Annotated in this window: 27 protein-coding genes and 1 tRNA gene; 8 read left to right on the plus strand and 20 right to left on the minus strand. The window is 65.9% G+C overall.

Going from position 1 to position 25995, the window contains the following annotated elements:
- Positions 1–4: 4 nt before the first annotated feature.
- Both ACEN9N_RS12230 and ACEN9N_RS12235 read left to right on the plus strand, forming a co-directional pair.
- Positions 5–2062: a M3 family metallopeptidase gene (locus tag ACEN9N_RS12230; protein ID WP_495656151.1), complete on the plus strand. Its 2058-nt coding sequence runs from the start codon at positions 5–7 to the stop codon at positions 2060–2062.
- A 30-nt stretch (positions 2063–2092) separates the two neighbouring features.
- On the plus strand, positions 2093–2734 hold the full coding sequence (locus tag ACEN9N_RS12235; protein WP_007828208.1) for a glutaredoxin family protein: 642 nt from the start codon (positions 2093–2095) through the stop codon (positions 2732–2734).
- Between the two features lie 25 nt (positions 2735–2759).
- Here the strand turns inward: ACEN9N_RS12235 and rpiA are convergent, their stop codons facing one another.
- Positions 2760–3464 carry a ribose-5-phosphate isomerase RpiA gene (rpiA, locus tag ACEN9N_RS12240; RefSeq protein WP_495656152.1) on the minus strand — a complete coding sequence of 235 codons (705 nt, stop codon included), beginning with the start codon at positions 3462–3464 and terminating at the stop codon, positions 2760–2762.
- 40 nt (positions 3465–3504) lie between these two features.
- On the opposite strand from rpiA, the gene ACEN9N_RS12245 reads away from it, so the two are divergent.
- Positions 3505–4584 (plus strand): quinone-dependent dihydroorotate dehydrogenase, encoded by a 1080-nt coding sequence (locus tag ACEN9N_RS12245; protein WP_413314666.1) that lies wholly within the window; start codon positions 3505–3507, stop codon positions 4582–4584.
- A 19-nt stretch (positions 4585–4603) separates the two neighbouring features.
- Here ACEN9N_RS12245 and ACEN9N_RS12250 read toward each other — a convergent pair whose 3' ends face one another.
- From ACEN9N_RS12250 to uvrB, 14 genes are all read right to left on the minus strand, one after another.
- Positions 4604–5326 carry a phage holin family protein gene (locus ACEN9N_RS12250; RefSeq protein ID WP_413314665.1) on the minus strand — a complete coding sequence of 241 codons (723 nt, stop codon included), beginning with the start codon at positions 5324–5326 and terminating at the stop codon, positions 4604–4606.
- Positions 5327–5380: 54 nt separating this feature from the next.
- Positions 5381–5677 carry a glycine zipper domain-containing protein gene (locus tag ACEN9N_RS12255; protein ID WP_007828200.1) on the minus strand — a complete coding sequence of 99 codons (297 nt, stop codon included), beginning with the start codon at positions 5675–5677 and terminating at the stop codon, positions 5381–5383.
- A 154-nt stretch (positions 5678–5831) separates the two neighbouring features.
- Positions 5832–6935, minus strand: a complete 1104-nt coding sequence (locus ACEN9N_RS12260) for an NAD(P)/FAD-dependent oxidoreductase (protein ID WP_007828197.1) — start codon at positions 6933–6935, stop codon at positions 5832–5834.
- Between the two features lie 31 nt (positions 6936–6966).
- Positions 6967–7089: a hypothetical protein gene (locus tag ACEN9N_RS12265; RefSeq protein ID WP_007828195.1), complete on the minus strand. Its 123-nt coding sequence runs from the start codon at positions 7087–7089 to the stop codon at positions 6967–6969.
- Between the two features lie 204 nt (positions 7090–7293).
- Positions 7294–7368 (minus strand) — tRNA-Val (locus tag ACEN9N_RS12270).
- Positions 7369–7443: 75 nt separating this feature from the next.
- Positions 7444–8151 carry a DNA polymerase III subunit epsilon gene (gene dnaQ, locus ACEN9N_RS12275; protein WP_413314664.1) on the minus strand — a complete coding sequence of 236 codons (708 nt, stop codon included), beginning with the start codon at positions 8149–8151 and terminating at the stop codon, positions 7444–7446.
- A gap of 12 nt (positions 8152–8163) precedes the next feature.
- Complete coding sequence (gene fdx / locus ACEN9N_RS12280) at positions 8164–8502, minus strand: ISC system 2Fe-2S type ferredoxin (protein WP_106934216.1); 339 nt, start codon at positions 8500–8502, stop codon at positions 8164–8166.
- Between the two features lie 9 nt (positions 8503–8511).
- Positions 8512–10374, minus strand: a complete 1863-nt coding sequence (gene hscA, locus ACEN9N_RS12285; RefSeq protein WP_495656153.1) for a Fe-S protein assembly chaperone HscA — start codon at positions 10372–10374, stop codon at positions 8512–8514.
- A 4-nt stretch (positions 10375–10378) separates the two neighbouring features.
- Positions 10379–10897 carry a Fe-S protein assembly co-chaperone HscB gene (hscB, locus tag ACEN9N_RS12290; RefSeq protein ID WP_413314662.1) on the minus strand — a complete coding sequence of 173 codons (519 nt, stop codon included), beginning with the start codon at positions 10895–10897 and terminating at the stop codon, positions 10379–10381.
- Positions 10898–11050: 153 nt separating this feature from the next.
- Positions 11051–11374: an iron-sulfur cluster assembly protein IscA gene (gene iscA, locus ACEN9N_RS12295; protein WP_007828190.1), complete on the minus strand. Its 324-nt coding sequence runs from the start codon at positions 11372–11374 to the stop codon at positions 11051–11053.
- Position 11375: 1 nt separating this feature from the next.
- Positions 11376–11795, minus strand: a complete 420-nt coding sequence (iscU, locus tag ACEN9N_RS12300) for a Fe-S cluster assembly scaffold IscU (RefSeq protein ID WP_007828189.1) — start codon at positions 11793–11795, stop codon at positions 11376–11378.
- A 50-nt stretch (positions 11796–11845) separates the two neighbouring features.
- Positions 11846–13066 carry an IscS subfamily cysteine desulfurase gene (locus ACEN9N_RS12305; RefSeq protein WP_007828187.1) on the minus strand — a complete coding sequence of 407 codons (1221 nt, stop codon included), beginning with the start codon at positions 13064–13066 and terminating at the stop codon, positions 11846–11848.
- 82 nt (positions 13067–13148) lie between these two features.
- On the minus strand, positions 13149–13685 hold the full coding sequence (gene iscR / locus ACEN9N_RS12310; RefSeq protein WP_007828186.1) for a Fe-S cluster assembly transcriptional regulator IscR: 537 nt from the start codon (positions 13683–13685) through the stop codon (positions 13149–13151).
- Positions 13686–13931: 246 nt separating this feature from the next.
- A complete protein-coding gene (uvrB, locus tag ACEN9N_RS12315) occupies positions 13932–16049 on the minus strand; it encodes an excinuclease ABC subunit UvrB (protein ID WP_478180231.1) in 2118 nt (705 codons plus the stop codon).
- Between the two features lie 105 nt (positions 16050–16154).
- Here uvrB and ACEN9N_RS12320 point away from each other — a divergent pair, with 105 nt between their 5' ends.
- From ACEN9N_RS12320 to ACEN9N_RS12335, 4 genes are all read left to right on the plus strand, one after another.
- Positions 16155–17351, plus strand: a complete 1197-nt coding sequence (locus tag ACEN9N_RS12320) for an amino acid aminotransferase (RefSeq protein ID WP_007828180.1) — start codon at positions 16155–16157, stop codon at positions 17349–17351.
- A 156-nt stretch (positions 17352–17507) separates the two neighbouring features.
- On the plus strand, positions 17508–18914 hold the full coding sequence (locus tag ACEN9N_RS12325) for a polyhydroxyalkanoate depolymerase (protein WP_007828179.1): 1407 nt from the start codon (positions 17508–17510) through the stop codon (positions 18912–18914).
- A 20-nt stretch (positions 18915–18934) separates the two neighbouring features.
- Complete coding sequence (locus ACEN9N_RS12330; RefSeq protein WP_495656154.1) at positions 18935–19579, plus strand: RnfABCDGE type electron transport complex subunit B; 645 nt, start codon at positions 18935–18937, stop codon at positions 19577–19579.
- Positions 19576–20214, plus strand: a complete 639-nt coding sequence (locus ACEN9N_RS12335; RefSeq protein ID WP_413314657.1) for a LysE family translocator — start codon at positions 19576–19578, stop codon at positions 20212–20214. The genes ACEN9N_RS12330 and ACEN9N_RS12335 overlap by 4 nt, the downstream gene beginning before the upstream one ends.
- Before the next feature lie 112 nt (positions 20215–20326).
- On the opposite strand, the gene ACEN9N_RS12340 is transcribed toward ACEN9N_RS12335, so the two are convergent.
- The gene (locus ACEN9N_RS12340) at positions 20327–21238 is read right to left on the minus strand and encodes an EamA family transporter (RefSeq protein ID WP_495656155.1); all 912 of its coding nucleotides are present in this window, start codon (positions 21236–21238) and stop codon (positions 20327–20329) included.
- 116 nt (positions 21239–21354) lie between these two features.
- Here ACEN9N_RS12340 and ACEN9N_RS12345 point away from each other — a divergent pair, with 116 nt between their 5' ends.
- Positions 21355–21852: an Lrp/AsnC family transcriptional regulator gene (locus ACEN9N_RS12345; protein WP_007828166.1), complete on the plus strand. Its 498-nt coding sequence runs from the start codon at positions 21355–21357 to the stop codon at positions 21850–21852.
- Here the strand turns inward: ACEN9N_RS12345 and ACEN9N_RS12350 are convergent.
- Genes ACEN9N_RS12350 through ACEN9N_RS12365 form a run of 4 tightly spaced genes read right to left on the minus strand, consistent with a single transcriptional unit; the run spans position 21842 to position 25986 of the window.
- Positions 21842–22330 carry a VOC family protein gene (locus tag ACEN9N_RS12350; protein WP_495656156.1) on the minus strand — a complete coding sequence of 163 codons (489 nt, stop codon included), beginning with the start codon at positions 22328–22330 and terminating at the stop codon, positions 21842–21844. The two genes, ACEN9N_RS12345 and ACEN9N_RS12350, sit on opposite strands and share 11 nt — an antisense overlap.
- Complete coding sequence (bioB, locus tag ACEN9N_RS12355; protein WP_495656157.1) at positions 22327–23355, minus strand: biotin synthase BioB; 1029 nt, start codon at positions 23353–23355, stop codon at positions 22327–22329. Before bioB ends, ACEN9N_RS12350 begins: the two co-directional genes overlap by 4 nt.
- Positions 23355–25403 (minus strand): acetyl-CoA carboxylase biotin carboxylase subunit, encoded by a 2049-nt coding sequence (accC, locus tag ACEN9N_RS12360; protein ID WP_413314651.1) that lies wholly within the window; start codon positions 25401–25403, stop codon positions 23355–23357. The genes bioB and accC overlap by 1 nt, the downstream gene beginning before the upstream one ends.
- 19 nt (positions 25404–25422) lie before the next feature.
- A complete protein-coding gene (locus tag ACEN9N_RS12365) occupies positions 25423–25986 on the minus strand; it encodes a hypothetical protein (protein ID WP_495656158.1) in 564 nt (187 codons plus the stop codon).
- Positions 25987–25995 lie beyond the last annotated feature (9 nt).

The raw sequence follows: 25995 nt of genomic DNA on the forward strand, positions 1-25995 counted from the left end.
TTCCATGGCCACCACGAACAACCCACTCCTCGACTTCACCGATCTCCCGCTGTTCGATCGCATCAGGCCCGAGCATGTGTCGCCCGCGGTCGACACCCTGCTGGCCGATGCCGAGACCGCGCTGCAGACGGTAACGGCGTCCGAATTCCCGGCCGACTGGAACGCGATCTCCAGGGTGCTCGACGTGGCCTCCGAACGCTTCAGCCGCGCCTGGGGTGCCGTCGGCCACCTCAATGCCGTGGCCGACACGCCGGAGCTGCGCGCTGCCTACAACGAGGCCATGCCGCGCGTCACCGCGTTCTGGACCCGCCTGGGTTCCGACGAGCGCCTGTACGCCAAATACAAGGCCATCGATCCGGCCACGCTCAACCCCGAGCAGCGCCAGGCGCACAAGAACGCCGTGCGCAACTTCGTGCTCGGCGGCGCCGAACTGCAGGGCGACGCCAAGAAGCGCTTCGCCGACATCCAGGAGCGCCAGGCCGAGCTGAGCCAGAAGTTCAGCGAGAACGCACTCGACGCGACCGATGCCTTTGCCTACTACGCCTCGCTGGGCGATCTCGAGGGCGTGCCCGAGGACGTCGTGAGCGCCGCTCGCGCAGCCGCCGAAGCCGAGGGCAAGGAAGGCTACAAGCTCACGCTCAAGATGCCGTGCTACCTGCCGGTGATGCAGTTCGCCAGGAGCAGCGCGCTGCGCGAGAAGCTCTACCGCGCCTACGTCACGCGCGCCAGCGAATTCGGCGATGCTGCCTTCGACAACACGGCGCTCATCACGGAGATCCTCGCGCTGCGCGAGGAAGAAGCGAAGCTGCTGGGCTACAGGAACTACGGCGAGCTGTCCGTCGTGCCGAAGATGGCCGAATCGCCCGAGCAAGTCGTCAAGTTCCTGCGCGATCTCGCCACCAAGGCCAAGCCCTATGGCGAGCGCGACCTGGCCGACCTGCGAGTCTTCGCCTCGGAGCAACTGGGCATCACCGACCCGCAACCCTGGGACTGGAACTACATCGGCGAGAAGCTCAAGGAAGCGCGCTATGCCTTCAGCGAGCAGGAGGTAAAGCAGTACTTCCCCGCGCCGAAGGTCATGGCCGGGCTGTTCAAGATCGTCGAGACGCTGTTCGAGGTGTCGATCCGCCGCGACTCGGCGCCCACGTGGCACCCGAGCGTGGAGTTCTATCGCATCGAGCGCGCCGGCCAGAAGGTCGGCCAGTTCTACCTGGACCCCTCCGCGCGCGCCGCCAAGCGCGGCGGCGCCTGGATGGACGATGTGCGCGCCCGCTGGCTACGCCCCGACAACGGCGTGCTGCAAACGCCGGTTGCGCAGCTGGTGTGCAACTTCGCCAGCGGCGTCGACGGCAAGCCGCCGCTGCTCACGCACGACGACGTGACCACCCTCTTCCACGAGTTCGGCCACGGCCTGCACCACATGCTCACGCAGGTGAACGAGCGCGACGTCTCGGGCATCAGCGGTGTCGAGTGGGACGCGGTCGAGCTGCCGAGCCAGTTCATGGAGAACTTCTGCTGGGAGTGGGACGTGCTCAAGCACATGACCGCCCACGTCGACACCGGCGAGCCGCTGCCGCGCGCGCTGTTCGACAAGATGACGGCCGCCAAGAACTTCCAGAGCGGCCTGCAGACGCTGCGCCAGATCGAGTTCTCGCTGTTCGACATGCTGCTGCATACCGAGTACCACGCAGCGGCGGCCAAGCCCGGCGATGTGATGGCGCTGCTCGGCAAGGTGCGCGCCGAGGTGGCAGTGATGCCCTCGCCGCCGTTCAGCCGCACGCCGAATACCTTCAGCCACATCTTCTCGGGCGGCTACGCGGCCGGCTATTACAGCTACAAGTGGGCCGAGGTGCTGAGTGCCGACGCCTACGCGGCCTTCGAGGAAACCGTGGGCGCCGACGGCGAGCCGAACATCGAGACCGGCCGCAAGTACCGCCAGGCCATCCTGGAGGCCGGCGGCAGCCGCAGCGCCATGGATTCGTTCAAGGCCTTCCGCGGCCGCGAGCCCCAGCTTGATGCGCTGCTGCGACATCAGGGCATGGCGGAGCCCCAGCCCGTTTGATGCGGCGCTGAAGCTTGCGATACTCGGGCGATGCATCCGATTCACAAACTCTCACTGCATCGCCTGAGCGGCCTCGCCCTTGCGCTCGTTGCCGCGGGCGCGATGGCACAGCCCATCTACCGCCAGGTCGACAAAAACGGCAAGGTCACCTTTTCAGATCGCGCTCCGACCGCCAGCACCGAAGCGGCTTCGGGGCCGCAGGGCGGCGTCACCACGCCCGCCAATGCGGGCCTGCCGTATGAATTGCGGCAGGTGGCGCAGCGCTACCCCGTCACCCTGTACAGCAGCGACGAATGCGGCCCCTGCAGCACGGCACGCTCGCTGCTTGTCACGCGTGGCATCCCGTTCGAAGAGCGAACCGTCAAGAGCAACGAGGAAGTCCAGGCGCTACAGCGCCTGAGCAGCCAGAGTTCGCTGCCGCTGCTGACCATCGGATCGCAGCAGCTCAAGGGCTTTTCGGATGCCGAGTGGTCGCAGTACCTCGACGCGGCCGGCTATCCCAAGAGCAACAGCCTGCCCGCGGGCTATCGCAACGGCCTGGCGCGGCCACTGATCGCGCAACAGGCAGCACCCGCAACCCGGGCCCCTGCGGCACCGGCTGCGCAGCCCGCGTCGCCGCCTCCCGCCTCGAGCGAACCGACCCCAAGCAACCCGGCCGGCATCAAGTTCTGACCCAGGCCGCGTTCGCGGCCGCGGATCATCGGGCGAACTGCATCGTCTTCACGCCCGTCGGGGTACCCAGCAGGCACACGTCGGCTTTCTGGTGCGCAAAGACGCCCACCGTCACCACGCCAGGCCATTGGCTCACCTCGGACTCGAAGGCCAGCGGATCGGTGATCCGCAGGCCAGTCACATCCACGATGTGCTGACCGTTGTCGGTAACCAGCGGCAGGCCGTCCTTCTCGCGCACCTGGGCGATGCCACCCATGCTCGCGAACTGGCGCATCACCCGGCGCGCGGCCATCGGAATCACCTCCACGGGCAGCGGAAACGCGCCCAGCGCATCGACCAGTTTGGACGCATCGGCGATGCAGATGAACTTGCGCGACTGCGCCGCCACGATCTTTTCGCGCGTGAGCGCGGCGCCACCGCCCTTCACCATGAAGCCGCGGTGGTCGATTTCGTCGGCGCCGTCGATGTAGACAGCCAGTTCTTCCACCTCGTTGCTGTCGAACACCGGGATGCCCAGTGCGCGCAGGCGCTCGGTCGAAGCTACCGAGCTGGAGACAGCGCCCTTGATCTCGTCCTTGATGGTGGCCAGCGCGTCGATGAACTTGTTCACCGTGGAGCCGGTTCCGACGCCGACGATCTCGCCCTTGACCACGTAGGCCAGCGCGGCAAGGCCGACCTGGGCCTTGAGTTCATCCTGAGAAAGAGGGGTTGGGGTGGTGGGTGCGGTCATCGCGGAGAATCCTTGGCTCATAGAAGTTCAGAATTATCCGATGCCCCTGCTGATGCCCTCTTCGCTCTACGGCCTGGCCCGCCCTTTCCTGTTCGGCTTCGACCCCGAGCACGCCCATGAACTCACGCTGGACGGCTTGGCACGCACCCAGAACACGCCGCTGGCCTGCGCCTATTCGGCACCGCGCGTGAACGACCCGATCCAGCTCGCCGGCTTGCACTTTCCGAACCGCGTGGGCCTGGCGGCCGGGCTTGACAAGAACGCCCGCTGCATTGACGCCTTCGCCGCGATGGGCTTCGGATTCGTCGAAGTCGGTACGGTGACGCCGAAGGCGCAGCCGGGCAACCCCAAGCCTCGCATGTTCCGGCTGCCGCAGCGCGATGCGCTGATCAACCGGCTCGGCTTCAACAACGAAGGGCTCGACGCCTTCCTGGCCAATGTGCAGAAGGCGCGTTTCCGCAAGACCGGCACGGGCACCACGTCGCCGATGCTGCTGGGCCTGAACATCGGCAAGAACGCCGCCACGCCGATCGAGCGCGCGGTGGACGACTACCTGCTCTGCCTCGACGGCGTATACCCGCACGCCGACTACGTGACGATCAATATCTCGAGCCCCAACACCGCCAACCTGCGCACGCTGCAGAGCGATGAGGCGCTCGATGCGCTGCTCGGCGCGGTGGCCGAACGGCGCGAGGCGCTGGCCGCGCGCCACAACAAGCGCTCCCCGCTGTTCGTGAAGATCGCCCCCGATCTCGACGAGGCCCAGGTGGCGGTGATCGCCGCCACGCTGAAGCGCCATGGCATGGACGGCGTGATCGCCACCAACACCACGCTCGCGCGCGATGCGGTCAAGGGCCTGCCGCATGCGGATGAAGCGGGCGGACTGTCGGGTGCGCCGGTGCGCGAGGCCAGCAACCGCGTTGTCGCCCAGTTGCGTGCGGCGCTCGGTTCGGGTTTTCCGATCATCGGGGTCGGCGGCATCCTGAGCGCAGCCGATGCCAAGGCCAAGATCGCCGCGGGTGCGGACGTGGTGCAGATCTACACCGGCCTGATCTACCGCGGCCCTGCGCTGGTGCGCGAAGCCGCCCAGGCGCTGCTGCGGGATCGCAGCCAGGCCTGAGCTTCTTTCTTCGTCTCTTTCAGCGCATGCGCCAGAGTATTGGCGCGATGACCGCGGCCCAACGCAGCAGGCGCTTCGGCCGGATCACCACCACGGCGGCCGCAGCAACGACGCCGGTAGCCACCGGATGCGCACGCGCAATGCGCAGTGCCGCGGCGGCCGCCGATTCGTTGGGCGGAGGCGCTTCGCCCTCGCCTGAACCGCCGACCGGCTGAGCCTGCTCGCGTCCACCCTGCAACGTCGCGATGCGCTCGCGCTGACGCTCCATGCGCGCCAGCAGTTCCTCGCGCGTGGCAGGCCGCGGGGGGCGCGGCGCCTCTTCGTCCTGTTCAGGGTCCTTGCCGAGGCCGAAACGGTCCTGGACCCAGGCCCAGTCGCGTTCGAACTCGCGGCGTGCCGGCACGAAGCTGTTGGATGCGTTGCGCAGCGTCAGCAGCAAGCCGATGGCGGCCGCCAGCCAAAGCACGATCCACACCCCCGCCACCGACCATGCGGCCACGATGCGGTGAGGCGTTTCCCAGAAATGAACCACCACCGCCACGGACAGCAGAGCCACCGTGACCGTGGTCAGCCCCAACACGGCCAGACTGAAGACAAGCAACAGCTTGAGGCGCTGCTTCTCGTCCTCCCAGGCCATGCGCAGCAGCTGCACCCGGTCTTCGGCCGCCAGCGCGCCTTCGGCGGCAGCGATGCGCAGCCGGCGAATCCGGGCGTTCAGCCCGAACAGGGACGACAGCCTCATGGGCTGGCTCCGGCCATGTCCGGGCGAACGATGCTGCGGCGGCGAATGCTCAGGTCAGCGGCGGCCAAGCAGCAGGCCCACCAACACGCCGACAGCCAGTGCAGCACCGGCGATCTGCCATGGTTCGTCATGGGCGTAGGCGTTGGCGGAGTTGGCCGCTTCGCGGGCCTTCTTGGCGGCGAGCTTGCTCTTCTCGGCCGCTAGTTCGCGTGCGATGGCCAGCTTGGTGTCGATGCGCTGGCGCAGCGCCTTGATGTGGGGAACCGAATCCAGGTCCTTGCTTGCCAGCACGCCGCGCACGTCGCTTGCGATGTCTTCGGCCGCTGCTTCAAGATTTTGTGATGCACTCATTGGAATCTTTCCTCCATTGATGACACCGGCACCGCGCCGGCGGCTTTCACGCCAGCGATGGCGTCCTGTCATGTTACAGGCACAAAAGGCCCTCGGGCGCGACAGATGATCAGACTTTGGTGCGAGATGCGACTTCATTGCGCACGAGCGCACTTCATTCACCCGCCAGCAGGCGCGCGACGTGCCGGCCGATGGCCAGGCTGCTCGTGAGGCCCGGCGACTCGATACCGAAGAGATTGACCAGCCCTTGTATGCCATGCGAATCGGGTCCGTCGATCATGAAGTCCGCCGCCGGCTCGCCCGGGCCCGAGATCTTCGGCCGCATCCCCGCATAGCCCGGAATCAGGGCACCGTCGGGCAGCGCGGGCCAGTACTTGCGCACCTCGGCATAGAAACCGTCGCCGCGCGTCGGGTCCACCACCAGGTCGCCAGGCGAGGACACCCACTGCACGTCGGGCCCGAACTTGGCTTGGCCGCCGAGGTCGATCGTGAGGTGTACGCCCAATCCGCCGGGCTCGGGCACGGGATAGACGAGGCGCCCGAACGGCGCACGCCCCGACAGAGTGAAGTAATTGCCCTTGGCAAAGTGCTCCACGGGCACCGCCGAAGGCGGCAGGCCCTCGAAGCACCGCGCCAACGCAGGGGCACCGAGACCTGCCGCATTGACCACGCTACGGCAACGCAACGCCGTGCCGTCCTCCGCGATCAGGACAACAGCCCCAGCGCCACATTCGGCGCGCGTGATGGACGATTTCAGCGCCAGCATGCCGCCTGCGTTCTCCAGATCGCCGAGCAGGCTCAGCATGAGGGCATGGCTGTCGACAATACCGGTGCTTGGCGAATGCAGCGCCGCGACGCAATGCAGCTGCGGCTCCAGCGCGCCGGCCTGCTGCGCGGTCAGCATCGCCAGGTCGCCGACACCGTTCGCCGCAGCCTTGACCCGAATGGCATCGAGCTGGTCCGCCTGCCCCGGCGATGTCGCCACGATGAGCTTGCCGCAGCGTCGATGCGGCACACCGCGCTCCGCCGCATAGGCGTACAGCAACTCCTTCCCTTCAACGCAAAGCTTCGCCTTCAGCGAGCCCTGCGGGTAGTAGATGCCTGCATGAATGACTTCGCTGTTGCGCGAACTCGTGCCCGTCCCTATCGCACCTTCGGATTCGAGCACCAGCACCTCCCGCCCGGCGAGCGCCAAGGCGCGCGCCACTGCCAGCCCCACCACACCGGCGCCGATGACGGCGCAATCAATTTCTTCCATCACGCGAGCTTAGCGCGGCCCGCGCGTGGAATCACTTTACGGAGGGCGGCGGCTCGGGATCGGTGGGTTCGTCGGGTGGTGTGCTCGGCCCTTCGTCGGGCTCGACGGGCAGATCCGGTGTGACAGGTGTCGGAAGGTCGGGATGGGTGGCCATGGTGGCGCTCCTTTCCCATTGGTTCTAGAACTCCGACATGGAAAGTTCAAACGGCCCTTGGCTGCACTTGCCGTCGGTGCGGACCGACAGCTCATGTGCCGCACGCCGGGCATGCCGCAGAACCCGACCTGTTCGGCGCGCAGTGGATCCAGAAGAAAACGCGCAACAAAAAAGCGACCTGGAAATCCAGGTCGCTTTTTGATTTGGTGGGCGGTGGAGGTTTCGAACCTCCGACCCCAGCAGTGTGAATGCTGTGCTCTACCCCTGAGCTAACCGCCCGAAACGCTGCCGTTTGCCTTCAGCGTCTTGAAAACGTATCGCGTTATGCGAAGCCTCAGATTATGCCATAGCTTTTCAGCCGTTTTCCCGAAACAGCGTGCGACCGCCACTCGATTTGTCGAGTTGCACCAACACCGCCTCGTGCGCGGTCAGTTCGTGCTCGGCCGCCATGATCACCGGCAGCTCGAACTGGCTCAGGTCGATGGCCACCACGGTTGTACCTTGCGCGGGCTCGTTCGAGGCCACGTCGATCAGCAGCGCATCCTGACCGCGCGTGAGGTTGATGTACACGTCCGCCAGCAGCTGCGCGTCGAGCTTGGCGCCGTGGAAGGTGCGGTTGGAGCGGTCGACGCCGAAACGGTCACACAGCGCATCCAGCGAATTGCGCTTGCCGGGGTAGACCTGCTTGGCCATGGCCAGCGTGTCGGTCACTTCGCTGACGAAGGTGCGCAGCGGCGGCAATCCGGCGCGCTCGAACTCCTTGTTGAGAAAGCCGACGTCGAAGGCCGCGTTGTGGATGATCAGCTCGGCATCGCGCAGGTATTCAACGATGTCGTTGGCCAGCGTCGCGAACTTCGGCTTGTCGCGCAGGAAGTCGGTCGTCAGGCCGTGAACCTTCAACGCGTCTTCATGGCTCTCGCGCTCGGGGTTGAAGTAGATGTGCAGGTCGTTGCCGGTGAGCTTGCGGGCGAAGAGCTCCACGCAGCCGAGCTCGATGATGCGGTCGCCGTTCTCGGCGGAAAGGCCGGTGGTTTCGGTGTCGAGGACGATCTGGCGCGACATGCGGTGGCTCTTTCAGTGATTCTCTTTGGCGTGGTTAATCGAGTACTTGGGAATCTCGATCGTCACATTTTCCTGCGCCAGGATCGATTGGCAACTCAGGCGCGACTGCGGCTCCAGGCCCCAGGCACGGTCGAGCAGGTCTTCCTCGCCCTCTTCTGCCTCATTGAGCGAACTGAAGCCCTCCCGCACGATCACGTGGCAGGTGGTGCACGCGCAGCTCATCTCGCACGCGTGCTCGATGTTGATGTCGTTGTCGAGCAGAGCCTCGCAGATCGAGGTGCCGGCCGGCGCGGTGATCTCGGCGCCTTGCGGGCAGTATTCGGGATGCGGATAGATCTTGATCGTGGGCATGTTGTTGTTCTAGAGAGATTCGACCTTGCGCCCGGCAAGCGCGCGCGCAATGCCCGCGTTCATGCGCTGGGCGGCGAAGGCCTCGGTGTCATCGGCCAGCTTCTTGGTGGCCGCGTCGATGGCGGCGGCCTCGTTACTGCCCTTGGCGGCCTCGCGCAACTGCGCCATCGATGCGTCGATGACCGCGCGCTCCTCAACGCTGAGCAGGTCGCCGTCGGCATCGAGCGCGCTCTGCGTGGCTAGCAGCATGCGGTCGGCATCGACGCGTGCTTCCACGAGTGCGCGGGCTTGCATGTCCTGCTGCGCGGTGGAAAAGCTTTCCTGCAGCATGGTCGCGATCTGGTCGTCCGACAGGCCGTACGACGGCTTGACCGCCACGCTGGCTTCAACGCCGCTGCCCTGCTCCTTCGCGCTCACGCTGAGCAGGCCGTCGGCATCGACCGTGAAGGTCACACGGATGCGCGCCGCGCCGGCCACCATCGGCGGAATGCCGCGCAGCGTGAAGCGCGCGAGGCTGCGGCAGTCGGACACGAGGTCGCGCTCGCCCTGCACCACGTGCAGCGCCAACGCGGTCTGGCCATCCTGATACGTCGTGAAGTCCTGCGCCATCGCGGTCGGAATGGTCTGGTTGCGCGGCACGATGCGCTCGACCAGCCCTCCCATGGTCTCGATGCCGAGCGACAGCGGGATCACGTCGAGCAACAGCAGCTCGCCCGCACCGTTGTTGCCGGCCAGCTGGTTGGCCTGGATGGCAGCACCGAGAGCCACGACCTCGTCGGGATTCAGGTTGACCAGCGGTTCGCGGCCGAAGAAATCGGCAACGGCGCGCCGGACCTGCGGCATGCGGGTGGACCCGCCGACCAGCACGATGCCTTTCAGGTCGTCGGGCTTGAGCTTCGCGTCGCGCAGCGCCTTGCGCACGGCGGCGATGGTGCGGTCGGTGAGCGACTGGGTGGCGGTGTAGAACTGCTCGCGCGTCAGCTCGAGGCTGGCGGCTGCGCCTGCCACTTCCGCGCGGAATGCGGTGGATTCCGAATCGGTCAGCGCCTCTTTCGCGGCCCGCGCGGCAACCAGCAACGCCGCCTTGTCGGCATCGCTGTCGGCGTGCAGGCCCGTCTGGGCAAGCACCAAGCCGGCCAGAGCATGGTCATAGTCGTCACCGCCGAGGGCGGAGTCGCCACCCGTGGCAATCACCTCGAAAACGCCCTGCGTGAGCCGCAGGATCGAAATATCGAATGTGCCGCCGCCCAGGTCGTAAACCGCGTAGACGCCTTCGCTCGCGTTGTCCAGTCCATATGCGATCGCCGCGGCGGTAGGCTCGCTAATCAGTCGCAGCACGTTGAGGCCGGCCAGCTGCGCGGCGTCCTTGGTCGCCTGGCGCTGGCCTTCGTCGAAATACGCCGGCACGGTGATGACAGCGCCGTAGAGCTCGTCGTCGAAGGTGTCTTCGGCGCGAAAGCGCAGCGTGGCCAGGATTTCGGCGCTGATTTCGACGGGCGACTTCTCGCCGGCCGAGGTGTGCACCTTCACCATGCCGCCATCGTCGCCGCCGATGCGGTACGACATGGCGTCACGGTTCGCGATGTCGGCGAGGCCGCGGCCCATGAGCCGCTTGACCGAGGTGATGGTGTTGGCGGGGTCCTGCGCGCGCGCGGCCGCTGCATCGAAGCCGATCTGGCGGCGATCGCCTTCGAGGTAGCGCACCGCTGAAGGCAGCAGCACGCGGCCTTTGTCGTCGGGCAGGCATTCGGCCACGCCGTTGCGCACCGCGGCCACCAGCGAATGGGTGGTGCCAAGGTCGATGCCCACGGCGATGCGGCGCTGATGCGGGTCGGGCGCCTGGCCGGGTTCGGAAATCTGAAGAAGAGCCATGCCCTTATTGTCCCAATTGATCGAATTTGGCTTCGAGGTCCTGTCCGAAGCGCTCAATGAACATGAGGGCTCTCACCTGCTGCGCGGCGGCGGGGTAGTCGCCTTTTTCGTCGATCAGCCAGTCGAGGGACGAGAGTGCGCGTGCGCGAGCAGCTTCGACCTCGGCCAGCAACTTGTCGAGCGCGGCGGTGCTGTCGATGTCGTCCAGCGCCTCGCGCCACTCCATCTGCTGCATCAGGAATTCCGCCGGCATCGCCGTGTTGTTCTCGGTATTCAGCGGCGCATCGTGCAATTCGCAGATGTAGCTGGCACGGCGGATCGGGTCCTTGAGCCGCTGGTAGGCCTCGTTGATGCGCACCGACCATTGCATGGCCACGCGCTGCGCCGCGGCGCCCTGCGCGGCAAAGCGGTCCGGGTGAACCTCGCGCTGCAGTTCTTTCCAGCGCGCGTCGAGCGCGGCGCGGTCCTGCGCGAAAGTCGCCGGGACGGCAAACAGTTGAAAGTCGGTGTCGTTCAGGTTCATCAGACTGCCTGCCGGGCCGCCCCAAAGGCGGTCTGCGCCCCCTCGGGGGGCAGAGAGGACACAAAGTGCCGAACGTGGGGGCTCATATGGATCAAGAAAAAACCGCCAGCACATGACATGGTGGCGGCTGTGGTCGCGCTCAGCGACGACGCATCAAATGCGAAAGCTTTCCCCGCAACCGCAGCGATCACGCTCGTTCGGGTTGATGAACTTGAAGCCTTCGTTCAGGCCTTCGCGCACGAAGTCGAGCTGCGTACCGTCGATGTAGGCCAGGCTCTTCGGGTCCACCAGCACCTTCACGCCGTGGTCTTCGAACACCACGTCTTCAGGCGTGAACTCGTCAACGTACTCGAGCTTGTAGGCGAGGCCCGAGCAGCCCGTGGTCTTCACGCCCAGCCGCACGCCCACACCCTTGCCTCGCTTGCCGAGATAGCGGGTGACGTGTCGCGCAGCGGCTTCGGTCAGCGTAACGGCCATGTCAGTGGACGGCTTCGGCAGCAGACTCGGCGGTCTTGACGCCGTGCTTGGCCTTGTAGTCGCTCACGGCGGCCTTGATCGCGTCTTCGGCCAGGATGGAGCAGTGGATCTTCACGGGCGGCAGCGCCAGCTCTTCGGCGATCTGCGCGTTCTTCAGCGCAGCCGCTTCGTCGAGCGTCTTGCCCTTGACCCATTCGGTCACGAGCGACGACGAGGCAATGGCCGAGCCACAGCCGTAGGTCTTGAAGCGCGCGTCTTCGATCACACCGGTTTCGGGGTTGACCTTGATCTGCAGCTTCATCACGTCGCCGCAGGCCGGTGCGCCGACCATGCCGGTGCCGACCGAATCGTCGCCCTTTTCGAAGGAGCCGACGTTGCGGGGATTTTCGTAGTGGTCGATGACCTTGGAAGAATATGCCATGGTGTACCTCTCAAACTTTGTTCAATCGTGGAGCCTTGGGCTGCCCTGTATCAGTGGGCCGACCACTGGATCGTGCTGATGTCGACGCCGTCCTGGAACATCTCCCACAGGGGGCTCAGCTCGCGCAGCTTGGCAACGTTGTGCTTGATGGTCGAAATGGCGTAGTCGATTTCTTCCTCGGTCGTGAAACGGCCGATGGTCATGCGCAGGCTGCTGTGGGCCAGCTCGTCGCTGCGGCCCAGGGCGCGCAGCACGTAGCTGGGCTCGAGGCTGGCCGAGGTGCAGGCCGAACCCGACGACACCGCCAGGCCCTTGATGCCCATGATCAGCGACTCGCCTTCGACGTAGTTGAAGCTCATGTTCAGGTTGTGCGGCACGCGGTGCTCGAGGTCGCCGTTGATGAACACCTGTTCAACGTCCTTCAGGCCGTCGAGCAGGCGCTTTTGCAGGCTGCGTGCATGGGCGATGTCGTCCTTCATCTCGAGCTTGGCGATGCGATAGGCCTCGCCCATGCCGACGATCTGGTGCGTGGGCAAGGTGCCGGAGCGCATGCCGCGCTCGTGGCCGCCGCCGTGCATCTGCGCCTCGAGGCGGATGCGCGGCTTGCGGCGCACGTACAACGCGCCGATGCCCTTGGGGCCGTAGGTCTTGTGCGAAGCGAGGCTCATCAGGTCGATGGGCAGCTTCGTGATGTCGATCTCGACCTTGCCGGTGGCCTGGGCCGAATCGACGTGAAAGATCACGCCCTTTTCGCGGCAGGCATTGCCGAGCGCGACCACGTCCTGGATCACGCCGATCTCGTTGTTCACGAACAGCACGCTGGCCAGGATGGTGTCGGGACGAATGGCCGCCTTGAACTTCTCGAGGTCGACGAGGCCGTTTTCCTCGACGTCGAGGTAGGTGACCTCGAAGCCCTGGCGCTCCAGTTCACGCATGGTATCGAGCACGGCCTTGTGCTCGGTCTTCAGCGTGATCAGGTGCTTGCCCTTGCCCTTGTAGAAGTGGGCCGCACCCTTGAGCGCGAGATTGATCGACTCGGTCGCACCCGAGGTCCACACGATTTCGCGGGGATCTGCGTTGATCAGCTCAGCCACTTGGCCGCGCGCTTTCTCGACCGCTTCTTCAGCCTCCCAACCCCAGGCATGGCTGCGCGATGCCGGATTGCCGAAGTGTTCGCGCAACCAGGGAATCATGGCGTCGACCACACGCGGGTCGACCGGCGTGGTGGCGCCGTAATCGAGATAGATCGGGAAATGAGGAGTTACGTCCATGGCTGGCTCGTGCTGGCGGGGGGTTGTTTCTTGATCTGGGCTGCTCGTGCCGGCGCCCGGAGGCGCCGCCGGAAATCAGGTCTCAGGACTTGGCGAAGGCGTTGCCAAGGGCGAACACCGAATTCGGCGCATTCACGCGAATCGGCTTGACCACCGGCTGCGCCGAGATGGCACGCTTGACGACCGGCTTGTTCTCGATCTGCACGCCCTTGGCGATCTGGTCGTCGACCAGCTTCTGCAAGGTGACGGAATCAAGGAACTCGACCATGCGCTGGTTCAGCGAGGCCCAGAGTTCGTGCGTCATGCAGCGGCCGGCTTCGCCCAGGCAGTTTTCCTTGCCGCCGCACTGGGTGGCATCGATAGGCTCATCGACGGAAACAATGATGTCGGCCACGGTGATATCCGCAGCCTTGCGACCGAGGCTGTAGCCGCCGCCGGGACCGCGGGTCGACTCGACCAGCTCGTGGCGGCGCAGCTTGCCGAACAGCTGCTCGAGGTACGACAGCGAAATCTGCTGCCGCTGGCTGATCGCAGCCAGCGTGACCGGACCGGTGTTCTGACGCAACGCCAGATCGATCATTGCTGTGACCGCAAAACGGCCTTTGGTAGTGAGACGCATCGCAAGCTCCTTCAAGTGCTTACCGTTGAAATGACACCGTGGTCTGGACCGCGGTGACTTCGTCTCCGCCCTGTCCGATCCCTGACGCTGGTGAACCAGCCGGTGGGAGTCGGTCCTTCATCGCGAAGTTCTTTTTTTGTTGTTGAGTATTTCGGTCAAGTATAGCAGAAGGCCCTGAACCGCGCTGGGGTAAACCCCAGCGCGGTTCGCTTGAAGAATGCGAACCTCCGAACTAGCGCGGTCCGCCTACTGCGGCAGGATCGCGATGTTGTCGCCGCCCGACGCCCCGAATGCCTGCTCCCGCAGCAGCGCCAGTTGGTCGCGCACCCGGGCCGCCTTCTCGAATTCGAGGTTGCGGGCGTGTTCCAGCATCTGCTTTTCAAGCCGCTTGATTTCCCGGGCGACGTCCTTCTCGCTCATGTCTTCGACCTTGGCGCGTTCCAGGTCGAGCTTGGCCATTTCCTTGCCGGTCTTCTCGCTGTAGACGCCGTCGATCAGGTCGCGCACCTGCTTGACGATGCTGCGCGGCGTAATGCCATTGGCTTCGTTGTGGGCGATCTGCCTGGCGCGGCGGCGCTCGGTTTCGTCGATGGCCTTCTTCATCGAATCGGTCATCCGGTCGGCGTACAGGATGGCCTTGCCATTCAGGTTCCGCGCCGCCCGTCCAATGGTCTGGATCAGTGACCGTTCGGCGCGCAGGAAGCCCTCCTTGTCGGCATCGAGGATCGCCACCAGCGAAACCTCGGGAATGTCGAGCCCCTCGCGCAGCAGGTTGATGCCCACCAGCACGTCGAAAGTGCCCAGGCGCAGATCGCGCAGGATTTCCACCCGCTCGACGGTGTCCACGTCGCTGTGCAGGTAGCGCACCTTCACGCCGTTGTCGCCCAGGTAATCGGTCAGCTGCTCGGCCATGCGCTTGGTCAGCGTGGTGATGAGCACGCGCTCGTTCTTCTCGACGCGGATGCGGATCTCGCCCAGCACGTCGTCCACCTGGTGCGTGGCGGGCCGCACCTCGACTTCGGGGTCGATCAGCCCGGTGGGCCTGACCAGCTGTTCGACCACGTTGCCGGCATGGTCCTTCTCGTACTGCGCCGGCGTGGCCGAGACGAAGATGCACTGGCGCATGCGGGTCTCGAACTCCTCGAGCTTGAGCGGGCGGTTGTCCAGCGCGCTCGGCAGGCGAAAACCATATTCGACCAGCGTGGTCTTGCGCGCCCGGTCGCCGTTGTACATGCCGCCGAGCTGGCCGATCATCTGGTGGCTCTCGTCGAGGAACATCAGCGCGTCCTTCGGCAGATAGTCGGTCAGCGTGGCCGGCGGCTCACCCGGCGCAGCGCCCGAGAGGTGGCGGGTGTAGTTCTCGATGCCCTTGCAGTGGCCGATTTCGGCGAGCATTTCGAGGTCGAAGCGGGTGCGCTGCTCCAGCCGCTGCGCCTCGACCAGCTTGCCCGCGCCTACCAGTTCCTTGAGCCGTTCGCCCAGCTCGATCTTGATGGTTTCCACCGCCGCCATGACCTTGTCGCGCGGCGTCACGTAGTGGCTCGACGGATACACGGTGAAGCGCGGCACCTTCTGCCGGATGCGCCCCGTCAGCGGGTCGAAGAGCTGCAGCGACTCGATCTCGTCGTCGAACAGTTCGAAGCGGATCGCCAGTTCGCTGTGCTCGGCCGGAAACACGTCGATGGTGTCGCCCCGCACGCGGAAGGTGCCCCGGGCGAAGTCCTGCTCGTTGCGCAGGTACTGCATGCGGATCAGCCGCGAGATCAGGTCGCGCTGGCCGACCTTGTCGCCGACGCGGGCAATCAGCCGCATCTCCATGTAGTCCTCGGGCGTGCCGATGCCGTAGATGGCGCTTACCGTGGCCACGATCACCGTGTCGCGCCGCTCCAGCACGCTCTTGGTGGCCGACAGCCGCATCTGCTCGATGTGCTCGTTGATGGACGAGTCTTTCTCGATGAACAGGTCGCGCTGCGGCACGTAGGCCTCGGGCTGGTAGTAGTCGTAGTAGCTGACGAAGTACTCGACGGCGTTCTTCGGGAAGAACTCGCGGAATTCGCTGTAGAGCTGCGCCGCCAGCGTCTTGTTGGGCGCGAACACGATGGCCGGGCGGCCCAGCCGGGCGATCACGTTGGCCATGGTGTAGGTCTTGCCGGAGCCGGTCACGCCCAGCAGGGTCTGGAACACCTCGCCGTCGATCACGCCCTCGACCAGCCCCTCGATGGCCGTCGGCTGGTCGCCGGCCGGCGGATAGGGCTGGAAAAGCTCGAAGGGCGAGCCCGGATAGCGGACGAATTCCCCCTGTTTCGCCGGGCCGATCGGGTCCAGTTTCTTCAGGTCTGCTATGGCTTCGTTGTTCTCTGGCATGGCTGTTCCCGACAGGTGGCGCTCGCGCCGGTAAAATTCAAGGCAACCGGAAAGGATAAAGCCTCCTCCGGTTACAGCGCAGCTTTCATCCCAAAGGACCTTTCCATGTCTATGTTCACCGCGGTCGAAATGGCACCGCGCGACCCGATCCTCGGCCTCAACGAGCAATTTGCAGCCGATACCAACCCCAGCAAGGTCAATCTCGGCGTCGGCGTCTATTACGACGACAACGGCAAGCTGCCGCTGCTCCAGTGCGTGCAGGCGGCCGAGCAGAACATGATGAAAGCGCCCACGGCGCGCGGTTATCTCCCGATCGACGGCATTGCCGCGTACGACAACGCCGTGAAGGCGCTGGTCTTCGGCGCCGACAGCGAACCCGTCACCTCGGGCCGCGTCGCCACCATCCAGGCCATCGGCGGCACCGGCGGCCTCAAGGTCGGCGCCGACTTCCTGAAGAAGCTCAACCCGAACGCCAAGGTGCTGATCAGCGACCCGAGCTGGGAAAACCACCGCGCGCTGTTCACCAACGCGGGCTTCGAAGTCGAAAGCTACCCCTACTACGACGCAGCCACGCGCGGCATCAACTTCGACGGCATGCTGGCCGCCCTGAACGCGGCGCCGGCCGGCACCATCGTCGTGCTGCATGCCTGCTGCCACAACCCGACCGGCTACGACATCACCTCGGCCCAGTGGGACCAGGTGGTCGCCGCCGTCAAGGCCAAGGGCCTCGTGCCCTTCCTCGACATGGCCTACCAGGGCTTCGGCTACGGCCTGAAGGAAGACGGCGCGGCCGTCGCCAAGTTCGTCGATGCCGGCCTGACCTTCTTCGTGTCGACCTCGTTCTCGAAGAGCTTCAGCCTGTACGGCGAACGCGTGGGCGCCCTGTCGGTGCTGTGCGAAAGCAAGGAAGAAGCGGGCCGCGTGCTGTCGCAGCTCAAGATCGCCATCCGCACCAACTACAGCAACCCGCCCACGCACGGCGGCGCCGTGGTGGCGGCAGTGCTCAACAACGCCGAGCTGCGCGCCCTCTGGGAAAAGGAGCTCGGCGAGATGCGCGTGCGCATCAAGGCCATGCGCCAGAAGCTGGTCGACGGCCTCAAGGCTGCCGGCGTGAAACAGGACATGAGCTTCATCACCACGCAGATCGGCATGTTCAGCTACTCGGGCCTGACCAAGGACCAGATGGTGCGCCTGCGCAATGAGTTCGGCGTGTACGGCACCGACACCGGCCGCATGTGCGTGGCCGCGCTCAACAGCAAGAACATCGACTACGTCTGCGCGTCGATTGCCAAGGTCATCTGACGGTCAGCCAGTGTGAGGGAATTCGTTTCACGACAATTCCTTCACATTTGGTGAAATTGGTCCCGGCGGGGGGATCTACGTAGGGGTAAGGCCCCCTGCACCTTGCCGACGGCGCTGATATATATTGCACCGCAACATTCCACTCCTACACCAGCGATGCTCTACCAACTCTACGAAGCCCAGCGTTCCTTGATGGAGCCCTTCTCGGACTTCGCCCAGGCGGCCTCCAAGCTCTACGGCCAGGGCGCCGTGTGGGGCCAGGTGCCCATGGCCCAGCGCATGGCCGCCGGCTACGACCTGCTCTACCGGCTCGGCAAGGACTACGAGAAGCCCGAGTTCAACATCAAGTCGGTGAAGGTCGACGGTGAAGATGTGGTGATACAGGAGGCCGTCGAGCTCGACAAGCCGTTCTGCGAGCTGCGCCGCTTCAAGCGCTTCACCGACGAACCGCACATTCTCAAGACGCTCAAGAGCCAGCCCGTGGTGCTGATCGTGGCGCCGCTGTCGGGCCATTACTCCACGCTGTTGCGCGACACCGTACGCACCATGCTGCAGGACCACAAGGTCTACATCACCGACTGGAAGAACGCGCGCCTCGTGCCGCTGTCGGAAGGCGAGTTCCACCTCGACGACTACATCAACTACGTGCAGGAGTTCATCCGCCGCCTGCAGGCCGAATATGGCAACTGCCACGTGGTGAGCGTGTGCCAGCCGACCGTGCCGGTGCTGGCTGCCGTGTCGCTGATGGCCAGCCGCGGCGAGCAGCTGCCGCTGACCATGACCATGATGGGCGGGCCCATCGATGCGCGCAAGTCGCCCACCGCGGTCAACAACCTCGCGATGAACAAGAGCTTCGAGTGGTTCGAGAACAACGTGATCTATCGCGTACCGCAGGGCTTCCCCGGCGCAGGCCGCAAGGTCTATCCCGGCTTCCTGCAGCACACCGGCTTCGTGGCAATGAACCCCGACCGCCACGCCAGCAGCCACTACGACTACTTCAAGGACCTGATCAAGGGCGACGACGCCAGTGCCGAGGCGCACCGCAAGTTCTACGACGAGTACAACGCCGTGCTCGACATGGACGCCGATTACTACCTCGAGACCATTCGCACCGTGTTCCAGGAGTTCAACCTGGTCAATGGCACCTGGGACGTCAAGAACCCCAAGGGCCAGGTGGAGCGCGTGCATCCGCAGGACATCCATTCCACCGCCCTGCTCACGATCGAAGGCGAACTCGACGACATCTCGGGCTCGGGCCAGACCGAAGCCGCGCACAGCCTGTGCACCGGCATCGCCGACGACAAGCGCGAGCACTACGAAGTCAAGGGCGCAGGCCACTACGGCATCTTCAGCGGCCGCCGCTGGCGCGAACTGGTCTATCCGAAGGTGCTGAAGTTCATCGCGGCCAACGACCAGCCGCAAAGCCGTGCCGGCAACCGTGGCGGCCTCGCAGCAGAGGACACGATCAAGCCGGAGCGCAAGGCAGCCGCCGTCGCGGCCAAGAAAGTTCCAGTGAAGAAGGCCGCGAGCGTGGCCGTGAAGAAAAGGCCGACTGCGCGCTGAAGCGCGCGCAGCTTCACCCCATGGACGGGCTCGCCGCACGCATCAACGACGCGCTGCCTCAAACGCAGTGCACGCGGTGCGGCTACCCGGATTGCGCAAGCTACGCCCAGGCCGTGGCCGGCGGCGAGGCCGGTATCAACCAGTGCCCGCCGGGCGGTGCCGAAGGCATCGAGCGGCTCGCGCAACTCACCGGCCGCGCCGCCCTTCCCCTCGATGCCCAATTCGGCACCGAAGGCCCGCGCACCATGGCGGTCATCGACGAAGCCTGGTGTATCGGCTGCACGCTGTGCCTCGATGCCTGCCCCACCGACGCCATCGTCGGCATCAACAAGCGGATGCACACCGTGATCGAAGCCCACTGCACGGGCTGCGAGCTGTGCATTCCGGTCTGCCCCGTCGACTGCATCGCGCTCGAAGTCGAGACGCCCGGCCTCAGTGGCTGGCAGGCCTGGTCGACTGAACAGGCTGCCAGCGCGCGGCGCCGCTACGAGGTGCATGGCCGGCACCGCAACACCGACGCGCGGCTGGCCGACAAGGCGCCCGAGCCCGAAGCCCTGCAAGACGCCGGCGCCCGCAAGCGCGCCATCGTCGAAGCCGCACTGGCGCGTGCCCGCGCCGCCTCGCAACAACGACAACGCCCGCCGACCACCACCACCAAGCCATGACACTCGACACCCTGCTCATCTACGTCGTCGCCTCGCTCGCGTTGGCCCTGATTCCGGGGCCGACGATGCTGCTGGCGCTGTCCAACGGCATCGAAGGCGGCATGCGCCGTGCAAGCTGGGGGATTGCCGGCGCGTCGCTCGGCAGCGTCACGCTGATCGCCGTCGTCGCGCTCGGGCTGGGCTCGCTGCTCGCGGCTTCGGAGTGGCTCTTCAACGCGATCCGCATCGCCGGCGTGGCGTACCTCGTGTGGCTGGGCATCAAGCTCTGGCGCAGCGAGGCCGCCGACCTCGGCACGGCGCTGGCCAAGTCGCCGCTCGAGGTCCGGCCACAGGGCCGCGTGGCACTGATGCGCAGCCTCGCGGTGGCATTGTCGAATCCGAAGACGGTGCTGTTCTTCGCCGCCTTCCTGCCGCAGTTCATCGACATCGCGAAACCGCAAGGCCCGCAGTACCTGCTGCTGGGCACGGTGTTCGTCGCACTCGACACCTGCGTGATGCTGGCCTATGCGTCGGCCGGCACGCAGGCCGTGCGCTTTCTCTCGCAGCGCGGCCTCAAGGCCATGAACCGCAGTTGCGCAGCCGGCATGTGGCTGCTCGCGGCTACGCTTGCGGTGTGGCGCCGCCCCGGCGCATAGCAAAGCTCTCCCTCAGGCTTCGCGCACTTCGTGTCGCTCCGCCACCCCCCTTCCGGGGGCAACACCTGCGGCCCGGCAAAGCCGGTTCCGCGGTGTTACCGGAAATCGAGTTTCATGCTCTTCGCTTGAAGAGCATCAGCAGCACACCAGCCAAGACGACGGCCACGGCGTACCACTCGAAGCGAGTGACCGTCTCGTTGGCGATCCACACGCCCAGCAGCATCGCGATCACCGGATTGACGAAGGTGTAGCTCGCGGCCAGCGCAGCAGGCGCCTTCGCGAGCAGGACCATGTAGGCGTTGAAGGCAATCAGCGAACCGAACACCACGAGGTAGATCCACGCGGCGACCGCTTCGGGCTGCAGCGGCCAGCTCATCGTTTCGCCGGACATCGCGGCAAGCCCCATCAGCACCAGGCCGCCGCAAAGCATCTCGCTCGCAAAGCCCATCGCGCCGGGCGCCAGCAGCAGGCTGCGCTGGCTCAGCACACTGCCCAGCGACCAGCAGACGCAGGCGATGCAGATGGCGATCAGCCCCTCGGGCGAGGAACGGAAACCGCTGCCCTGCGTCAGCATCAGCACGCCGACGAGGCCGAGCGCGATGCCAGCGGCCTCCAGCCGCGACGGCTTCACGCCCCAGATCAGGTTCATCAGCGCAATCAGCAGCGGGATCACCGCGATGAACGCCACCACCAGCCCCGAGCCGATCGACACCTCGGCATTCGCCGTGCCGCCCATGCCACCGCCGAGCATCAGCGCGCCGACGACGAAGGCATTGCGCCACTGCGCGAGCGATGGCCACGGCGCGCCGCGCCAGCGCATCCAGAGCGCCAGCAACGCGCCCGCGAGCAGGAAGCGCGAGCCCATCTGCAGAAACGGCGGAAAACTGATCAGGGCGTACTTGATCGCGAGGTAGGTCGAGCCCCAGACCACCCACGTGGCGGCGAGGCAGAGCCACAGCAGCGGCGGCAGCCCAGGGCGCGCGGCAATGGGTGCAGCTTGGGCGGGAGAAGCGAGGGTCGGCATGTGGAGAGTGTTTCTTCTTGGTGTGAGATGCCGGTCATGGTATGAAAGCGATCCCCCGGCAGCCATGCAAGATTCGTGGTTCTGCCCTCGCCAAACCGTCGATTTAAAGGAGTTGCATGGACTTTTCCTTGAACCCCGCGCTGGACGCCCACGACACCCGCATCCTCGCCGAACTGCAGAACGACGCGCGCCTGACCATGGCAGAACTGGGCCGCCGCGTGCACCTGAGCCAGCCCGCCGTGACCGAGCGCGTGAAGAAGCTCGAAGCGGCAGGCGTCATCAGCGGCTACCGCGCGACGGTGAACCTCGGCAAGCTCGGCTACGGCATCCGCGCGATCATCCGTGTGGGCCGCGCCGACTACGCGCGCGTGGTGGAACTGGTGCAGCAGACGCCCGAATGCGTCAATGCCTACAACGTGACCGGCGACGACAGCTGGATCCTCGAGATTGCGGTGATCGACGTGAGCCACCTCGATGCGGTGGTCACCAAGTTCTGCATCCTCACCGAGACGGCGACCTCGATCATCCTGAACCCGGCGCGCGAGCACCAGCCGATGCTGCCGCCTCAGCGTTCGGACGTCAGGCCGCCGATCAAGAAAGTACTCAACGCGTAGCGGCCAGCGCGCTGAAGGCCGCCACCACCTCGGGCGGCGCCTGCACCATCTCGATCAGCACGCCCTCGCCCGCGATCGGAAACTCGTCGCTCGCCTTCGGATGCAGGAAGCAGATGTCGAAGCCGGCCGCGCCCTTGCGGATGCCGCCGGGCGCAAAGCGAACGCCCTGCGCCGTGAGCCACTCGACGGCCCTGGGCAGGTCGTCGATCCACAGGCCCACGTGGTTGAGCGGCGTGGTGTGCACGGCGGGCTTCTTCTCGGGGTCCAACGGCTGCATGAGGTCGACCTCGACCTTGAACGGCCCCGCGCCCATCGCGCAGATGTCTTCGTCGACATTCTCGCGCTCGCTCTTGAAGGTGCCCGTGACTTCGAGCCCCAGCATGTCGACCCAGAGCTTCCGCAGCCGCAGCTTGTCCGTGCCGCCGATGGCGATCTGCTGGATGCCCAGCACCTTGAAGGGTCGTGCGTTGGTGCTCATGCCGCGCAGCCTTCCGGCTGCTCCTGCACCTGCCGCGCATTGAGCCCGAGCTTGCGCAGCAGCACCGTGTCGGCCTCGACGTCGGGGTTGCCGGTAACCAGCAGCTTGTCGCCGTAGAAGATCGAATTCGCGCCGGCCATGAAGCACAGCGCCTGCACCGCATCGCCCATCTGCTGGCGCCCGGCCGAGAGCCGCACGCGCGCGGTCGGCATGGTGATGCGGGCCACTGCGATCATGCGCACGAAGTCGAACGGATCGACCGGCTCCGAATCGGCCAGCGGCGTGCCGGGCACGCGCACCAGGCTGTTGATCGGCACCGACTCGGGGTACGGACTCAGGTTGGCCAGCTGCGCGATCAGCCCCGCGCGGTGCACCGGCGCCTCGCCCATGCCGACGATGCCGCCGCAGCACACGCTGATGCCGGCGCTGCGCACATGGGCCAGGGTGTCGAGCCGGTCCTGGTAGGTGCGCGTGTCGACCACGTCGGTGTAGTACTCGGGCGCGGTGTCGAGGTTGTGGTTGTAGTAGTCCAGGCCCGCGGCCTTGAGCTGGTGCGCGTGGTGCGGCTCCAGCATGCCGAGCGTGGCGCAGGTCTGCAGGCCCAGCCCCTTCACGGCCTCGACCAGCACCGCCACCTTCTCGACGTCGCGGTCTTTCGGCGCCCGCCATGCGGCGCCCATGCAGAAGCGCGTGGCGCCGGCGTCCTTGGCGGCCTGCGCGGCGCGCACCACCTCGTCGACTTCCATGAGCTTCTGCGCCTTCACGCCGGTGTCGAACTCGGCCGACTGCGGGCAGTAGCCGCAGTTCTCGGGGCAACCGCCGGTCTTGACCGAGAGCAGCGTCGCCAGTTCGATGTCGCCTTCCGGGAAGTGCTGGCGATGCACGGTCTGCGCCTCGAACAGCAGGTCCATCAGCGGCTTGTCGAGCAGCGCCTGTATCGCTTCGACCGTCCATGGCCCTTGCGGCGCCGCGGCCTTCGCAGGCCGGTGCAGCGTGATCGTTTGTTGCAGGTCGTTGGCACCCATCAGTTGAACTCCAGAATGATCTGATCGACGGCGAGCGACTCGCCCTTTTCCGCCGAAATCTTGCCCACCACGCCGTCCTGCGAAGCGAACAGCACGTTTTCCATCTTCATGGCCTCGATCACGGCCAGCTTCTCGCCGGCCCGCACCTGCTGCCCCGGCTGCACCGACACCTCGACCAGCAGGCCCGGCATCGGCGACATCAGGAACTTGCTCAGGTCCGGCGGCGCCTTGTAGGGCATGAGTTCGAGCAGCCGCGCGCCCAGCGGCGACAGCACCATCGCCTCGATCTGCGTGCCGTCGTGCGACACGCGCAGCGCCAGCGGGTTCTTGCCCGCCCCGCGCTCGACCTGCGCGGTGAAGGGCCGGTCGTTGACCGTGCCCTGCACGCGGATGGCGCCGAGCGCAAAGCCGCTGTCGATCTTGTAGTTCTTGCCGCCGACGGCGACCGCGCTCGCGCCAGTCTTGCCGTGGAAATCGGTGACCGACACCGGGTGGTGCACATGCTTGCCTTCCGGCCCCATCTCCACCACGACGAACTGCTCCCCCACCTTCACGCCGTGACCTTCGAGCTGCCCGCTGATGCCCGATGCGCGCGCGCGGTAGCGGCGGTGCACGTAGGCCGCGAGCGCAACCAGGAACGACGGATCGGTGTGCGGCACGTCTTCCGCATGGAAGCCCTTGCCGTAGTGCTCGGCGATGAAGCCCGTGTTGAAGTCACCCGCCACGAACTTCGGATGCGCCAGCAGCGCCGCCTGGAACGGGATGTTGCTGCTGATGCCGCGGATCACGAAGCCGTTGAGCGCCTCGCGCATGCGGGCAATCGCATGCTGACGGTCCTTGCCGTGCACGATGAGCTTGGCGATCATCGAGTCGTAGTACATCGGGATCTCGCCGCCGTCGTACACGCCGGTGTCCACGCGCACGCCGTTCAGGTGCTCGGTGTCGCTTGCGAACATGGTCTCGGCCGGCGGCTGGAACTTCACAAGGCGGCCGGTCGAAGGCAGGAAGCTGCGGAACGGGTCCTCGGCGTTGATGCGGCATTCGATGGCCCAGCCGTTGCGCTTCACCTGCTCCTGCGTGAGCGGCAGCTGCTCACCGGCCGCCACGCGGATCATCAGCTCCACCAGGTCGAGGCCGGTGATGCACTCCGTGACCGGGTGCTCCACCTGCAGCCGCGTGTTCATTTCCAGGAAGTAGAAGCTCTGGTCCTTGCCGACCACGAACTCCACCGTGCCCGCGCTCTGGTACTTCACGGCCTTGGCCAGTTGCACCGCCTGCTCGCCCATCGCGCGGCGCGTGGCATCGCTGATGAAGGGGGAAGGCGCTTCCTCGATCACCTTCTGATGCCGGCGCTGGATCGAGCATTCGCGCTCGTTCAGGTAGATCACGTTGCCGTGCGAATCGCCCAGCACCTGGATCTCGATGTGGCGCGGCTCCTCGACGAACTTCTCGATGAACACGCGGTCGTCGCCGAAGCTGTTGCGCGCCTCGTTGCGGCAGGAGGTGAAGCCCTCGAAGGCCTCGTTGTCGTTGAAGGCCACGCGCAGGCCCTTGCCGCCTCCGCCGGCCGAGGCCTTGATCATCACCGGATAGCCGATGTCCTTCGCGATCTCGACCGCGCGCTCGGCCGTCTCGATGGCGTCGTTCCAGCCCGGAATGGTGTTGACCTTGGCCTCGTTCGCGAGCTTCTTGGAGGCGATCTTGTCGCCCATGGCGGCGATCGAATAGTGCTTCGGCCCGATGAAGGCGATGCCCTCCTCCTCGACCTTGCGCGCGAAAGCTTCGTTCTCCGAGAGGAAGCCGTAGCCCGGATGCACGGCCTCGGCGCCGGTCTTCTTGCAGGCCGCGATGATGCGGTCGGCCTGCAGGTAGCTCTCGCGGCTGGGCGCGGCACCGATGTGCACGGCCTCGTCGGCCAGCTCGACGTGGCGGGCTTCCTTGTCGGCGTCGGAGTAGACGGCGACGGTGAGGATGCCCATCTTCTTCGCGGTCTGGATCACGCGGCAGGCGATTTCCCCGCGGTTGGCAATGAGTATTTTCTTGAACATCTAGGGTCTCCGCGGGGTCTCAGCGGTTGATAAACATCGAATACACCGGCGGCGCTTGCGCGCGGTCGACGAACACGTAGGCCGTACCGTCGGAGCAGAAGTTCGCCACTTCGGCGTTGCTGCCGTCGGCAAGATCGACCCAGTTGTCGATCTGCAGGAACAGGCGCCCGGCGGGCATCTGCTGCGCGCCGTTGGCCGTCCAGTACGGCACGCCGCCGCTCTTGGTACGCCACGCGCTCGCCCAGTCGTGGGGGTGCGCGACCTCCTCCGGCAGTTCGGAATGGGCCTGGTAGTCGTAGAAGGCCTCTTCGAGTTCCGAAGGCGCGCCATCGTCGTCGGCACGCCATCCCGTGATGGCGATTTCGCGCAGCAAGGCGGGCGGTCCTTCGGCAGGATCCGAAGGCGGCGCAGTGGGCCCGGTCCCCAGCTCGGCGCGCTGCACGACGAATGCGGCGTTCGCGCCTCCGTCGGGCTCCCAGAAGCTGCAGATGCTGTCCCACTCGCACTTGAACAGGAACAGCACCTCGCCATCTGCGAGTGGCAGCGCGTCGCCATCCGCGGGCAGCTGCGCGAGGTGGCTCATGGCGCGATT

The organism is Variovorax sp. Varisp46, from assembly GCF_059491885.1.

What these genes read in the sequence shown, in the direction of transcription:
- ACEN9N_RS12230 (WP_495656151.1), top strand. Translation starts at nt 5, where the DNA reads ATGGCCACCACGAACAACCCACTCCTCGACTTCACCGATCTCCCGCTG.
- ACEN9N_RS12235 (WP_007828208.1), top strand. Translation starts at nt 2,093, where the DNA reads ATGCATCCGATTCACAAACTCTCACTGCATCGCCTGAGCGGCCTCGCC.
- rpiA (WP_495656152.1), bottom strand. Translation starts at nt 3,464, where the DNA reads ATGACCGCACCCACCACCCCAACCCCTCTTTCTCAGGATGAACTCAAG.
- ACEN9N_RS12245 (WP_413314666.1), top strand. Translation starts at nt 3,505, where the DNA reads ATGCCCCTGCTGATGCCCTCTTCGCTCTACGGCCTGGCCCGCCCTTTC.
- ACEN9N_RS12250 (WP_413314665.1), bottom strand. Translation starts at nt 5,326, where the DNA reads ATGAGGCTGTCGTCCCTGTTCGGGCTGAACGCCCGGATTCGCCGGCTG.
- ACEN9N_RS12255 (WP_007828200.1), bottom strand. Translation starts at nt 5,677, where the DNA reads ATGAGTGCATCACAAAATCTTGAAGCAGCGGCCGAAGACATCGCAAGC.
- ACEN9N_RS12260 (WP_007828197.1), bottom strand. Translation starts at nt 6,935, where the DNA reads ATGGAAGAAATTGATTGCGCCGTCATCGGCGCCGGTGTGGTGGGGCTG.
- ACEN9N_RS12265 (WP_007828195.1), bottom strand. Translation starts at nt 7,089, where the DNA reads ATGGCCACCCATCCCGACCTTCCGACACCTGTCACACCGGATCTGCCC.
- dnaQ (WP_413314664.1), bottom strand. Translation starts at nt 8,151, where the DNA reads ATGTCGCGCCAGATCGTCCTCGACACCGAAACCACCGGCCTTTCCGCC.
- fdx (WP_106934216.1), bottom strand. Translation starts at nt 8,502, where the DNA reads ATGCCCACGATCAAGATCTATCCGCATCCCGAATACTGCCCGCAAGGC.
- hscA (WP_495656153.1), bottom strand. Translation starts at nt 10,374, where the DNA reads ATGGCTCTTCTTCAGATTTCCGAACCCGGCCAGGCGCCCGACCCGCAT.
- hscB (WP_413314662.1), bottom strand. Translation starts at nt 10,897, where the DNA reads ATGAACCTGAACGACACCGACTTTCAACTGTTTGCCGTCCCGGCGACT.
- iscA (WP_007828190.1), bottom strand. Translation starts at nt 11,374, where the DNA reads ATGGCCGTTACGCTGACCGAAGCCGCTGCGCGACACGTCACCCGCTAT.
- iscU (WP_007828189.1), bottom strand. Translation starts at nt 11,795, where the DNA reads ATGGCATATTCTTCCAAGGTCATCGACCACTACGAAAATCCCCGCAAC.
- ACEN9N_RS12305 (WP_007828187.1), bottom strand. Translation starts at nt 13,066, where the DNA reads ATGGACGTAACTCCTCATTTCCCGATCTATCTCGATTACGGCGCCACC.
- iscR (WP_007828186.1), bottom strand. Translation starts at nt 13,685, where the DNA reads ATGCGTCTCACTACCAAAGGCCGTTTTGCGGTCACAGCAATGATCGAT.
- uvrB (WP_478180231.1), bottom strand. Translation starts at nt 16,049, where the DNA reads ATGCCAGAGAACAACGAAGCCATAGCAGACCTGAAGAAACTGGACCCG.
- ACEN9N_RS12320 (WP_007828180.1), top strand. Translation starts at nt 16,155, where the DNA reads ATGTCTATGTTCACCGCGGTCGAAATGGCACCGCGCGACCCGATCCTC.
- ACEN9N_RS12325 (WP_007828179.1), top strand. Translation starts at nt 17,508, where the DNA reads ATGCTCTACCAACTCTACGAAGCCCAGCGTTCCTTGATGGAGCCCTTC.
- ACEN9N_RS12330 (WP_495656154.1), top strand. Translation starts at nt 18,935, where the DNA reads ATGGACGGGCTCGCCGCACGCATCAACGACGCGCTGCCTCAAACGCAG.
- ACEN9N_RS12335 (WP_413314657.1), top strand. Translation starts at nt 19,576, where the DNA reads ATGACACTCGACACCCTGCTCATCTACGTCGTCGCCTCGCTCGCGTTG.
- ACEN9N_RS12340 (WP_495656155.1), bottom strand. Translation starts at nt 21,238, where the DNA reads ATGCCGACCCTCGCTTCTCCCGCCCAAGCTGCACCCATTGCCGCGCGC.
- ACEN9N_RS12345 (WP_007828166.1), top strand. Translation starts at nt 21,355, where the DNA reads ATGGACTTTTCCTTGAACCCCGCGCTGGACGCCCACGACACCCGCATC.
- ACEN9N_RS12350 (WP_495656156.1), bottom strand. Translation starts at nt 22,330, where the DNA reads ATGAGCACCAACGCACGACCCTTCAAGGTGCTGGGCATCCAGCAGATC.
- bioB (WP_495656157.1), bottom strand. Translation starts at nt 23,355, where the DNA reads ATGGGTGCCAACGACCTGCAACAAACGATCACGCTGCACCGGCCTGCG.
- accC (WP_413314651.1), bottom strand. Translation starts at nt 25,403, where the DNA reads ATGTTCAAGAAAATACTCATTGCCAACCGCGGGGAAATCGCCTGCCGC.
- ACEN9N_RS12365 (WP_495656158.1), bottom strand. Translation starts at nt 25,986, where the DNA reads ATGAGCCACCTCGCGCAGCTGCCCGCGGATGGCGACGCGCTGCCACTC.